The 11510-nt window shown below is 74.9% G+C and carries 11 protein-coding genes; 5 read left to right on the top strand and 6 right to left on the bottom strand.

The window, feature by feature from the left end:
• Positions 1 to 226 precede the first annotated feature (226 nt).
• The 4 genes from ACOV8S_RS05075 to ACOV8S_RS05090 form a co-directional block, all read right to left on the bottom strand.
• A complete protein-coding gene (locus ACOV8S_RS05075; RefSeq protein ID WP_448316318.1) occupies positions 227 to 1051 on the bottom strand; it encodes a hypothetical protein in 825 nt (274 codons plus the stop codon).
• The gene (locus ACOV8S_RS05080; RefSeq protein WP_448316319.1) at positions 1051 to 2316 is read right to left on the bottom strand and encodes a VWA domain-containing protein; all 1266 of its coding nucleotides are present in this window, start codon (positions 2314 to 2316) and stop codon (positions 1051 to 1053) included. Before ACOV8S_RS05080 ends, ACOV8S_RS05075 begins: the two co-directional genes overlap by 1 nt.
• A gap of 81 nt (positions 2317 to 2397) precedes the next feature.
• Positions 2398 to 4032 (bottom strand): IucA/IucC family protein, encoded by a 1635-nt coding sequence (locus tag ACOV8S_RS05085; RefSeq protein WP_448316320.1) that lies wholly within the window; start codon positions 4030 to 4032, stop codon positions 2398 to 2400.
• Positions 4033 to 4232: 200 nt separating this feature from the next.
• Positions 4233 to 4835 carry a DUF1349 domain-containing protein gene (locus tag ACOV8S_RS05090; protein ID WP_448316321.1) on the bottom strand — a complete coding sequence of 201 codons (603 nt, stop codon included), beginning with the start codon at positions 4833 to 4835 and terminating at the stop codon, positions 4233 to 4235.
• A gap of 237 nt (positions 4836 to 5072) precedes the next feature.
• Here ACOV8S_RS05090 and ACOV8S_RS05095 point away from each other — a divergent pair, with 237 nt between their 5' ends.
• From ACOV8S_RS05095 to ACOV8S_RS05110, 4 genes are all read left to right on the top strand, one after another.
• The gene (locus ACOV8S_RS05095; RefSeq protein ID WP_448316322.1) at positions 5073 to 6671 is read left to right on the top strand and encodes an IucA/IucC family protein; all 1599 of its coding nucleotides are present in this window, start codon (positions 5073 to 5075) and stop codon (positions 6669 to 6671) included.
• A 112-nt stretch (positions 6672 to 6783) separates the two neighbouring features.
• A complete protein-coding gene (locus tag ACOV8S_RS05100) occupies positions 6784 to 7014 on the top strand; it encodes a DUF2945 domain-containing protein (protein WP_448316323.1) in 231 nt (76 codons plus the stop codon).
• Positions 7015 to 7019: 5 nt separating this feature from the next.
• Positions 7020 to 7352, top strand: a complete 333-nt coding sequence (locus ACOV8S_RS05105; protein WP_448317355.1) for a DUF3140 domain-containing protein — start codon at positions 7020 to 7022, stop codon at positions 7350 to 7352.
• A gap of 134 nt (positions 7353 to 7486) precedes the next feature.
• Positions 7487 to 8410, top strand: coding sequence for a HipA family kinase (locus tag ACOV8S_RS05110; RefSeq protein WP_448316324.1), 924 nt, complete (start codon positions 7487 to 7489; stop codon positions 8408 to 8410).
• A gap of 81 nt (positions 8411 to 8491) precedes the next feature.
• Here ACOV8S_RS05110 and aceB read toward each other — a convergent pair whose 3' ends face one another.
• Both aceB and ACOV8S_RS05120 read right to left on the bottom strand, forming a co-directional pair.
• Complete coding sequence (gene aceB / locus ACOV8S_RS05115) at positions 8492 to 10114, bottom strand: malate synthase A (RefSeq protein ID WP_448316325.1); 1623 nt, start codon at positions 10112 to 10114, stop codon at positions 8492 to 8494.
• A gap of 102 nt (positions 10115 to 10216) precedes the next feature.
• Entirely contained in the window at positions 10217 to 10861 is a 645-nt protein-coding gene (locus tag ACOV8S_RS05120) for a nucleotidyltransferase family protein (protein ID WP_448316326.1), read from the bottom strand.
• A 345-nt stretch (positions 10862 to 11206) separates the two neighbouring features.
• Here ACOV8S_RS05120 and ACOV8S_RS05125 point away from each other — a divergent pair, with 345 nt between their 5' ends.
• Positions 11207 to 11470: a DUF5955 family protein gene (locus ACOV8S_RS05125; RefSeq protein ID WP_448316327.1), complete on the top strand. Its 264-nt coding sequence runs from the start codon at positions 11207 to 11209 to the stop codon at positions 11468 to 11470.
• Positions 11471 to 11510 lie beyond the last annotated feature (40 nt).

Consider the following 11510-nt stretch of genomic DNA (forward strand, 5'->3'; position numbering starts at 1 on the left):
GGCGGGAGCAGGGGCCGTCCCGGGGCGAGGAGCAGGGGAACGCTGCCGGGACCCGTGGTGCGGCTTCCTGCCCGGCCCGTTGCCAGGCCCGCTGCCTGGGTCCTGTGCGAGATCGGTGGCGGGGTCCTGCCGCCGGGACCCGTGGTGAGGCCCGCTGCCGGGGCCCTGTGATCGCAGGGTCCCGACAGCGGGCCGGGGGCGTGCCGCCCGGCGTGGGCGGCGGGGCTCACGCCCCGGGGCGGCCCCGGCCACGGGTGAGGGTGTAGCCCCAGACGCCGGCGAGGGCGGCGAGGATGCCGCCCGCGGCGGTCCAGAGCCAGCGGTCCGTCCACCACCCGGAGGACCAGCCGTCCTCCAGATCCGTACCGGCCAGGACCGGCGCGGCGTCGTCGAGGAGGCCGCCCTCCTCGTCCGTGCCCTCCGCGTCGTCCCCGGCCCCGGCGTCCGTGCGCATCGAGACGCCCGGGATCAGCGGCTCCGCCAGCGAACCGTCCACGGCCGCCGATCCGCCGGCGTCCGCCGCCTCGACCTCCACCTCGGCCGATATCGCCCGGCCCACGTCCGAGACCGGCAGACCGACCGCCGACAGACGCACGTAGTACGTTCCCGGCAGCGGGTCGTTCGCCCACGGCTCGGCCCAGCCGCGCACGGTGCGCAGCGCGCACGCCAGCTCCACCGAGGTGGTGCCCGCCGGGACCGCGCGGGTCTGCGCGCCGTAACGGCAGGCCTGCCGCCGCCGCAGGCCGTCGTAGACGTCGATCTGCCAGGTCTCCCCGGCGTGCTCCTGCGGCAGCCGCACGGAGGCGCGGACGGTGGCCCGCTGGGTGGCGTCCACGGGGAACGACCAGTACAGGTAGTCACCGGTGGAGCCCTGGGCGGTGGCCTTCACCCCCGGTTCGATCTCCGTCGCGCTGCGGAACGAGGTGCCCGCCTCGGTGGGCCCCGCGCTCGTCCCCTCCTCGCCGGGGGAGGGGGAGGCGTCCGCGGCCGCGGGTGCGGCGGCCAGCCCGGTCAGGAGCAGTGCTGCGGTCAACGCACGTCGCACTCGCATCAGTTCGTCCTCCAGACGGCGACCCGCCAGCGCGAGACCCAGCCCCAGACGAGGCCGGCCAGGAATCCGGTGAGGACCAGCGCGCCGAGCAGCCACCAGCCGCGGCCCAGCCCGAAGGCGGCCACGTCGTCGGCGTCGGACGGCCCGTCCACCACGTCCACCGTGAGTTCCACCGGCAGACCCGGCGTGGTCTTGACGCCGGCGGCGGGGGAGAAGGAGTGCGTCACCTCGAGGCAGACCACCTCGGCGGGCGCCTCGTCCTCGTCGCCCTCCGCCTTGGGCATCCTCAGGCCCGTGGAGACCAGGTCGGTGCGCCCGTGTCCGGACGCCTCGCCGCGCACCATCTCCCGCCCGTGGACGGTGACCGCCCGCAGCAGGACCCCGTACCCGGGCGTCACCTCGCGGTCGGCCGCGACGCTCACCGCGGCCCGCAGTTCCTGCCCGGGCTCCAGGTCCACCCGGTACCAGCGGGCCTTCCCGAAGTCCGCGCGGTCGGTGTACAGGCCGGACTTCAGCACCGGCGCGCCCTCGCAGGCGCCGGTGCCCTCGACGGCCACCGGGGTGACCGTCGGGTCCGCGGCTCGCTCGACCAACTGGCCCACGCGGTCGGCCAGTTCCTCCTTGTGCTGCACGGAGGTGTAGGTGCCGCCGGTGGCCTCGGCGATGCAGAGCAGCTGGTCGCGGGTCTTGGCGTCGGGGACCAGGCCCAGGGTGTCGATGGTCAGGCCGATGCCCCGGGCCGCGATCTCGCGGGCGACCTCGCACGGGTCCAGCGGGGCGCAGGTGTCCTCGCCGTCGGTGATCAGGACGATCCGGCGGGTGCCCTCACCCTCCTGGAAGTCGCGGGCCGCCGCCTGCAGCGCGGGACCGATCGGGGTCCAGCCGGTGGGCGCCAGCGTGGCGACCGCCGTCTTGGCCTCCACCCGGTCCAACGGGCCGATCGCGTAGAGCTGTTCGGTGTCCTTGCAGCCCTCCTTGCGGTCGTCGCCCGGGTAGTTCGCGCCGAGCGTCCGGATGCCGAGCTGCACCTCCTCGGGGGTCGCGTCCAGGACCTCGTTGAAGGCCTGCTTGGCCGCCGCCATCCGGCTGCCGCCGTCCACGTCCCGCTCGCGCATGGAGCCGCTGACGTCGAGCACCAACTCGACCTGTGGCGCGGGCCGTCCGTCCGTCTCGTCGGCCGCGGCCGACGCGGGGAACGCCGGTCCTGCCGCCAGGGCGGCGAGCAGGGCGAGTGCGCCTGCCGCCAACCGTTTTCTTCTGATCATCGCCGGATCGTATTGAACGATGTGTCGTGTAGTGGCGGCGGGGGTCGAATCCCTTACCCGGACGGAGGGTTGACTTCCGCGTCACCCGCCGAGCGGAGGCGGGAGCAACGTCCACCGGTCACCGGATGCGTCCGGCGAGAGGCGCATCAGCGTCAGCGCCTTGGTGGGCAGCGGGTCGCGCAACAGCGCCTCGCGGTCCGGGGTGGCGGGCAGCCGGGGAGCGGCCGCCCGCAGCAGGGAGGCCAGGACCTCGGACGATCCGGCCGCAGCGCCGAGCGCGCCCGCGACCAGCGACCCGAAGAGCTTGCGGCGCAGCGCCGTCACGTCGTCGGTGACGATCCGCGGCGGGAAACCGTCCGGCAGCCGCAAGCCGTGACGGGCCAGCCGCCGCGGACTCACCCGGATGTCCGCCAGGTCCCGGTAGACCAGGCGCACCGGGGTGCCGTCCGGGTCCAGCACGGTGAGCAGGTTCTGGCCGTGCGCCTCCAGGGCCACCCCCATCTCCAGGAGGCGCAGGCCGACGCCCAGGGACAGCGCGGTGAGATCGGCGAGCCAGGAGGACGCGGGGAGCGCCCCCGCCGCGGCGAGCGCGGTGAGCGCGGCGACGGGCACGACCCGCTCACCGGGGCCCGCGTACGCCTCCGGCGCCTCGCGGACCACCGCCGCGAGGTCCGGCGTGCCGTCGCAGGCGGCCCCCAGGGTGCGGGTGACGTGCAGCAGGCCGTCCAGACGCGGCGTCAGGGACTCGGCGAAGGCGGAGACCACCGCCGAGGAGGCGATCGACCCGGGGGAGATGTCCCGCACGGAGGAGGTCAGCCGGGTGGACAGCGCGGTCTTCACCTGCGGCCCGCCGGGCACCGCGAGGGTGCGCAGGGCCATCAGGGGGTGCGCGGTGAATGCGTCCTCGCCTCCGGTCGGGCCCTTGCCTCCGGTCGCGTCGCCGGGGCCGGTCCGGTCGCGGTGGCCATCCACGCTCCGGTGGCCGGTTTCGTTCCGGTGACCGGTCCCCTCGTCGTCCGCGGGCGGGCGCAGGACGTGTCGTGCCTGCCACGGGTGCACGGGCAGCAGCAGCCGGCCGCCGTCGCGCCACTCGGCGGGCCAGTCGCCGGCCACCAGGCACCGCTCCCGCTCCACCGGGCGCAGCGACAGCCGCACCGTCGGCCGGTGTTCGGGCGCGTAGGCCAGTTCGTCGGCCACCGTGAAGCCGGGCCGGGCGCGGCAGCCCGGGTGGTAGGGGTGACCGTCCACCACCCGCTGCTCCCACTCCCACGAGGCCGCCGAAGGCCCGGGGAACGGCGCCGCGTCGGCGCGGGACAGGGCCAACGAGGCCACGCTGCTCGCGAGTTCGGCGGCGAACGCGGTGCCGTGCGGGACGCGCAGGTCCTCCACCAGCGCGGCCGGATCCCGGTACTCCAGGCCCGCCAGCCAAAGCCGCGTCACTCTTCCGTCCACCACGAAGGGGTCGGCGGGCGGCCCGTGGAGCGCGCGGCCGTCCGTCAGCCGCACGGTCAGACCGCCGGACGTGCGCCCGCGTCCCGCGATCCACGGCAGCGGCTCGAAGGCCAGGGCCCGCCACAGCCGGGTCAGTACGGCGGCCCGCGCCCCGGGCAGGGCCGCGTGGAACGGCTCCACCAGATCGGGGCGGACCTCCGCCAGCTGCCGCGCCCTCTCGTGCTCCTCGCGCCCTGCGTGCCCTTCGCGGGCCGAACACCGCACGTCGCCGTCTCCTCCGTGTCGCTGCGTGCCGGGGCATCGGCCGGTGCCGCGCGGGTTCGTGCCGCGGTGGCGATCCGTGCCCCGGTCGCTCCGTGCTTCGCGCCGTGCCGCGCCCTTCGCGCCGTGCCGCGCCCTTCGCGCCGGGTCGCGCCTCGGTGGTGCGCCGCGTCTTCGCGCCGTTCCTGCCTCCGTGGGGCCGGTCAGGCGTCCGGGTCCTCGTGGAGGCCGGCGTCCGCCGGGCCCCGCGCGAAGCCGGTGAACCGTACCTGGAGTCCCGCCCGTTGGGGGGAGCAGCAGAAGGGTCCCGCGCCGGCCACCGCGTCCGGCGCCAGCGGCGCGAGGCGGACCATGCGCCAGGGCTCCTCCGCGACCCGGGCGCGGATGGTCACCGCGTCGCCCGCGCGGCTGGCCCTCACCGTGACCGGACGGTCGTGCCAGTCGGGGACGGGAGCGAGGGACCAGTCGGAGCGGCCGTGGGTGACGACGGCGCCCAGATGAGGGACCCCGTCGCTCATCTCCACCCCGGCCTTGATCCAGGTGCTCGCGTCCACGCGGATCATGAGGCCCGCCTGGTCGTACAGCGCGTCGAAGCGGGCCAGGAAGGTGACCTCCACCGCGGACCCGCCGGGGAACGCGGTGAGCAGCGCGTGGCCGTCGTCACGGACGAAGCCGTAGCTGGTGGTGCGCCAGAAGTCGGACCGCTCCCGCGCCGTGACGAGCAGGTCCGAACCCTCGACCGCGGTGGCCAGGGGCGGATTGAGCCAGGTGGCGTCGTTCAGGCCGACTTCCTGCCGGTGGTCCACGGGGTTGTCCTTACGCCGGTGGTGCGAGCGAGCCGGCGTGGACGGCCGTGGCCCCCCGCCCCGGGTGCGGTTCTGCGTGCCGCGACAAGATCCTTCACAGTGGAGCGGCACTTGTCCAGGCCGTCTCCCGCGGATGGCCGTGCCGCGCCCCTCCCTCCGGGGCGGTCTTCGCGGCCGTGCCGATGCCGGAGATACTGACCGCGACCGCGCCGTCGGACGAACGGACCATCAGCGCACATGCCCCCCATCGCGGACCTCGGCGAGAGCGCCGACGCCTACGCCTGCACTCCCCTCCTCAACTGCCTGCTGCGGGAAGCCGCCCGGCCGGAGGACGGCGTGGGCGAGGAGGGCACGGGTCGGCGTGTGCACCGGCTGGCGGGCAGCGGCCGGCTGCTCGCAGTGCGCGGGACCCGGCGCCCCACCGGACCGGAGGTGCGGGCAGAGGCGGGATGGCGGCGGCTGGACCACACGGAACTGGTCAAACTGGTCGCCGAGGAGCTCCGCCTGCACACCGGCCTCACCAACGACGAGCTGCCCGGCGAGATGCTCGACAGCCGCAACGCCGTCGCCGCCCTGCTCGCCGCCCGCGCCGCGGCCGAGCCGCCCGCGGACCTCTACCTCCGCTCCGAGCAGTCCCTGCTGACCGGTCACCCCTCCCACCCCGCGCCCAAGGCACGCGGCGCCGGCCCGGCGGCCGCCTGGCTCCCCTACGCGCCCGAGGCCCACGCCCGCTTCCCGCTGGCCCTGCTCGCCGTCCGGGAGGACGCCGTCGTCGAGGAGGGGGACGTCCGGGCCCTGGACGCCCTGGGTGAGGTGCCGCCCGGCTACCGGCTGCTCCCCGCGCACCCCTGGCAACTGGACCTGCTGTCCGGCCACCCCGAGATCCGCCGGGCGTTCGCCGACGGGCGGCTGCTGCGCCTGGGCGTCACCGCCGAGACCGCCTGGCCCACCGCCGCGGTGCGCACCCTCCACCTGCCGGAGGCGGACCTCTTCCTGAAGTTCAGCCTCGACGTGCGGATCACCAACGACGTCCGGCGCCTGTGGCGGCACGACCTGCTGCGCCTGCGCCGCACGGACTCCGCCGTGACCACGGCGCTGGCCGCCCTGCCGGCCGAGGAGGCCGCGGGCGCGGCCTGGCTGAGCGACCGCGGCTACCGGACGGCGTCCTTCGCCTTCGAGGAACTGGCCGTGCTGGTCCGCGACGGCCTCACCGCCCACCTCCCGCCCGGCTCCACCGCGCTGCTGACCGCCGCTCTCGCCGAGGGCTTCGACGGCAACCCCCTGGACCGGGCCGGCGACGACCCGCTGTCCTGGTGGACGGCGTACCTGCGCGCGGTCGTCCCGCCGGCGTTCCAGCTCTTCCACCGGCACGGCGTGGTCCTGGAGGCCCACCTGCAGAACTGCCTGATCGCCGTCGGCCCCGACGGGCGGCCCGTGCGCGCCCTCTTCCGCGACGCGGAGGGGGTCAAGACGGTGCCCACGGCGGGAGCAGGAGCGGGAACAGGAGCCGAGGCCGGAGCCGGGCCCGAGGGCGGGGCCGGGGTGGTGGCCGACGCCGCGAAGGCGAGGGCCGCGGGCTGGGAGCGGCTGGTGTACTGCCTGCTCGTCAACCATCTGGGCGAAGTGGCCGAAGCCCTGCGCGAGCGGCACCCGGAGGTCGACCCCTGGCCCGCGGTCCGGCGCGAGATCGCCCGGCACGACTTTCCCGAAGCCCGGCGGCTGCTCACCCGGCCGACCCTTCCCGGCAAGACGAACCTGCTGCTGCGGTGGACCGGCGCGGACGGGGCGGACGCCCGCTACCTCCCGCTGCCGAACCCGCTGGCGGCGACGGCGTGACCGACCGGACGGGCCCGGGCGGGGAGACCGGAACTGCGGAGCGGGCCCCGAGCCCCCACCCTGGGAGGAGACGTCGCGCGCGGTGCGCGGCGCACCGGCGAGGGAGTGCCCGATGGCCAGGAGCGACGGCGGCGGCAAGAAGCTGAAGAAGGGCGACAAGGTCGCCTGGAGCAGCCACGGCAGCGAGACCGAGGGCAAGGTGGAGAAGAAGATCACCGAACGGACCGAGGCGGCGGGGCGCACCGTGGACGCCTCGTCGGACGACCCGCAGTACAAGGTCCGCAGCGAGAAGTCCGGCCGGTCGGCGGTGCACAAGCCGTCCTCACTGAAGAAGAAGAAGTGACGCCGGTGGACGACGGCGAGCGCGAGGAGACCTGGGGCGAGTTCCGCGAGCTGGTGAACATGAGCCCCTCCGACCTGGAGAAGTGGCTGGCCTCCGAGGAGTCGCAGGAGGCGGGCCAGCACAAGGACGGGGGCGAGTCCACCGGCCACGCCTCCGGCCGCAGGATCGTCGAGATCCTGCGCGCGAAGAAGGGCGACCTCTCCGACGACGACTACGGGCACATGCGCAAGGTGGTCGGCTACGTCCGGCGGCACCTCGCCCAGCGCCCGTCGGGCGACGTGCGGGACACCCGCTGGCGGCACTCGCTCATGAACTGGGGCCACGACCCGCTGGCGTGACCACCGGGTCCCCGCCCGGTTACCATGCTTCCTTCGTGCCGGAGGCGGCAGGCGAGGCAGGGACCCCGGGCGGGCGCCCACCGCCTCGGAGCCGGCCGTGACGGCGAGGCGACGACCGGTAGGGCCTGGGACACATGCTGAGAGAGGTCACCGCCACCCGTTACGTCGAACCCCTGCGGACCGGTGGATCAGTCCCCGGGGTCGTCGAGGCGGACGACCTGGGCACCTACGTCGTGAAGTTCACCGGTTCCGCGCAGGGCCGCAAGGCACTGGTCGCGGAAGTGATCGTCGGGGAGCTGGGGCGCCGGCTCGGGCTGCGGGTTCCCGAGCTGGTGCGGGTCCGCTTCGACCCCGCCCTCGGCGCCGACGAGCCGCACGCCGAGGTCCGCGGCCTGCTCGACGCCAGCGCGGGCCTCAACCTGGGCATGGACCTCCTCTCCGGCGGCGCCGACCTCACCCCGGAGCTGGCCGAGACCTTCACCGTCGACCCCCTGGAAGCCGGCCGGGTCGTCTGGCTGGACGCCCTCACCGCCAACGTCGACCGCACCGTGCACAGCTCCAACCTGATGGTCTGGCCCACCCGCGGCACCGCCCCGGCCCGCCTCTGGCTCATCGACCACGGCGCCGCCCTGGTGTTCCACCACCGGTGGGACGACACCGCACCCGACAAGGCCTACGACTTCCGCCACCACGCGCTGGGCCGCTACGCGCCGGACACCCGCGCGGCCGACGCCGAACTGGCGCCCCGGGTCACCGAGGCGCTGCTGCGCGAGGTGGCCGCCGAGGTACCGGACGAGTGGCTGGAGGCCGAGTCCGGCTTCCCGGGACCGGACGCGCTGCGCGAGGCCTACGTCGCCTGGCTCACCGCGCGGGCGGCCTCCTCGACCGCCTGGCTGCCGGTCGACTTCCCCAGCGGCGACCAGCTCGCCGCGGAGGAACACGCCCGGCGTGAGAAGAGCCGGCGCGGACGCCCCGGGTGGCTCCAGCGCGTCCCCGACCTCCACGGCAAGCCGGCCGCGGCCCAGGACTGGTCCGCCCACCTGGACGACGCGAGCTGACCCCCGGGGCGCCCACCTGGACGCCCCGGGACCGCCGGCCGACCGTGGTGATCGGGGGGTGCCGACGGGCAGGGCCCGCGGTCAGCCGGCCAGGTGCGCGTACGCGGGCAGCGTGAGGAACTCCTCGTACTGCTCGTCGAGCGCCACCTTCAGCAGCAGGTCGTGCGCCTCCTGCCAGCGGCCCGCCGCGAACGCCTCCTCGCCCAGCTCGGCACGGAGGTTCTCCAGCTCCTCGGCGGCGACCCGGCGCGCCAGCTCCGGGGTGGCCTTCTCGCCGTTCTCGAACTCCACGCCGGCGTTGATCCACTGCCAGATCTGCGACCGGGAGATCTCCGCGGTGGCCGCGTCCTCCATCAGGTTGAAGATGGCCACCGCGCCCAGACCACGCAGCCACGCCTCGATGTACCGCATGCCCACCTGGACCGCGTTGACCAGACCGGCGGAGGTCGGTCGCGCCTCCAGCGAGTCGACCGCCAGCAGGTCGCCCGCCCGCACCTCGACCTCCTCGCGCAGCCGGTCCTTCTGGTGCGGGCGCTCGCCCAGCACCGCGTCGAAGGACGCCCTGCACAGCGGCACCAGGTCCGGGTGGGCCACCCACGAGCCGTCGAAGCCGTCGCCCGCCTCCCGGTCCTTGTCGGCCCGCACCTTCTCCAGGGCGACCTTGTTGACCTCCTCGTCACGACGCGAGGGGATGAACGCGGCCATGCCGCCGATCGCGTGGGCGCCCCGCCGGTGGCAGGTGCGGACCAGCAGTTCGGTGTAGGCGCGCATGAACGGGGCCGTCATGGTGACCGAGTTGCGGTCCGGCAGGACGAACTTCGGGCCGCCGTCACGGAAGTTCTTCACGATGGAGAACAGGTAGTCCCAGCGGCCGGCGTTCAGCCCGGAGGCGTGGTCGCGCAGCTCGTAGAGGATCTCGTCCATCTCGTAGGCGGCCGTGATGGTCTCGATCAGCACCGTCGCCCGCACCGAGCCCTGCGGGACGCCGAGGGCGTCCTGGGCGTACACGAAGACGTCGTTCGAGAGCCGGGCCTCCAGGTGGGACTCCAGCTTGGGCAGGTAGAAGTACGGGCCCTTGCCCATCTCCAGCAGACGGCGGGCGTTGTGGAAGAAGTACAGGCCGAAGTCGACCAGCGCGCCCGGCACCTTCTCGCCGTCGACCTCGAGGTGGCGCTCCTCCAGGTGCCAGCCGCGCGGCCGCATCACCACCGTCGCCAGCTCCTCCTCCGGGCGCAGCGCGTACGACTTGCCGGAGGCCGGGTCGGTGAAGTCGATGGTCCGCGTGTAGGCGTCGATCAGGTTGACCTGGCCGAGCACGACGTTCTCCCAGGTGGGGGAGAGGGCGTCCTCGAAGTCGGCGAGCCAGATCCGCGCGCCGGAGTTGAGCGCGTTGACGGTCATCTTGCGGTCGGTGGGGCCGGTGATCTCCACCCGGCGGTCCTGCAGCGCGTCGGGACACGGGGCCACGCGCCAGGTGTCGTCCTCGCGGATCGCCGCCGTCTCGGGCAGGAAGTCGAGGGAGGCGGTGCGGGCGATCTCCTCGCGGCGCCGGGCGCGGCGCTCGAGCAGCTCGCCGCGGCGCGGGGCGAAGCGACGGTGCAGCTCGGCCAGGAAGGCGAGCGCCTCACCGGTCAGGACCTCCTCCTGCCTGGGCAGCGGCTCGGCGTCGACGACGACGGCCGGGGACGGCGCGGTAGCGGACATCAGCGGACTCCTTCGGCACGGGCACTTCTGGGCGTTCTGCACATCTGCACGTCAGCACTTCTGGACAGTGGACAACAGTTTCCTCATCGCGGAAAGGCGGGGTCAACGCCCGGGCCGCAGCCGGGCCAGATCCGCCTCGGTGTCGATGTCGTACGGATCGGCCACATCCCCGCACTCCACCCGCACGACCTCCGCCTCGCGCGCCCTCAGGTAGGCACGTGCCCCCCGGTCACCCACCGCGTCCGCGGCGATCCCCGGCCAGTGCACGGCACCGAACAGCACCGGATGGCCGCGTGCCCCGGCGTACGCCGCCGACACCAGCGCCCCCGGAAGCGCCCGCGCACCCTCGGCGAGAGCCGTCTCCAGCACCCGCCGCACGGCCGGCGCGCCGACGCCGGGCTGGTCCACCAGGAGAACCAGCGCGGCCTCGGCGCCGCTCCCCTCCAGCGAGGCCAGTCCGGCGCGCAGCGACGCCCCCATGCCCTGCTGCCAGTCGGGGCTGTCGACCAGGACGCAGTCGGGCAGGCGGGCCCGCGCCCGCACCTCCTCGGCCGCCGCGCCGAGCACCACGTGGACGCGTGCACAGCCGCCGGCGCGCAGGGCGTGGACGGCACGCTCCACCAGCAGGGCGCCGCGGTCCTCCAGGAGGGCCTTGGGGCGGCCCCCGAGCCGCCGCCCGCCGCCCGCGGCGAGCAGCAGTCCGACGACCTTCTCGGTGGCTCCGGGGGCCTGATGAGTGTCTGTCATGGGTATTGCTTACCTGACCTGGGCGAACGGCGTCGCGGGCCTGTGGACAACCGGCAGCTTCGTTGCCGGGAGTGAACCCTATGGGTGGAATTTGTCGCCATGGAGTGGCGCCGGCGCGGCGGGGTGGCGTTTACTGGCTGCCCCGCGTTCCTCGGCGCCTGACCAGTGCCGTGCGCGGGAGGGGTCGCGCATGAGCGAGCGCATGATCTGCGCGGCGGCTCGTGGCCCTGGTACCCAGGGGAGTCGACGTGCGAAACACGGTGCCCGGCCGACGACGTGAGGGGGAGTGCGGTGTTGCGGAGTTTGGAACGTCCACCGGCCGACGGCCGGGGGGAGGACCCGCGGGTGGCGGGGCTGAAGGCCGCCGTGGCGCGGCTGCGGCGTGAGTTGGCGTCCTATCAGGTGGAGTTCACGGACCGGGCGGTCGCCGAGGAGGAGATCGCGGGTCTCGCCGCGCTCGCGGCCGACGGCTCGCCCGATCCGGCCCGGCTGCGGCGGTCGCTGCTGCTGATCGCGAGCGCGGTCGGATCCGTCTCCGCCCTGGCCGGCGGCATGCGCGACGTCCGCCACGCGGTGGAGCGGTTCGACTCCCCGGCCGCGACGGTCTGACGGCTCGTCCACGGGGGCCGCTGGTCGGCGGGGCCACGGG

The organism is Streptomyces sp. CO7, assembly GCF_053474865.1.

What these genes read in the sequence shown, in the direction of transcription:
- ACOV8S_RS05075 (WP_448316318.1), bottom strand. Translation starts at nt 1,051, where the DNA reads ATGCGAGTGCGACGTGCGTTGACCGCAGCACTGCTCCTGACCGGGCTG.
- ACOV8S_RS05080 (WP_448316319.1), bottom strand. Translation starts at nt 2,316, where the DNA reads ATGATCAGAAGAAAACGGTTGGCGGCAGGCGCACTCGCCCTGCTCGCC.
- ACOV8S_RS05095 (WP_448316322.1), top strand. Translation starts at nt 5,073, where the DNA reads ATGCCCCCCATCGCGGACCTCGGCGAGAGCGCCGACGCCTACGCCTGC.
- ACOV8S_RS05100 (WP_448316323.1), top strand. Translation starts at nt 6,784, where the DNA reads ATGGCCAGGAGCGACGGCGGCGGCAAGAAGCTGAAGAAGGGCGACAAG.
- ACOV8S_RS05110 (WP_448316324.1), top strand. Translation starts at nt 7,487, where the DNA reads ATGCTGAGAGAGGTCACCGCCACCCGTTACGTCGAACCCCTGCGGACC.
- aceB (WP_448316325.1), bottom strand. Translation starts at nt 10,114, where the DNA reads ATGTCCGCTACCGCGCCGTCCCCGGCCGTCGTCGTCGACGCCGAGCCG.
- ACOV8S_RS05120 (WP_448316326.1), bottom strand. Translation starts at nt 10,861, where the DNA reads ATGACAGACACTCATCAGGCCCCCGGAGCCACCGAGAAGGTCGTCGGA.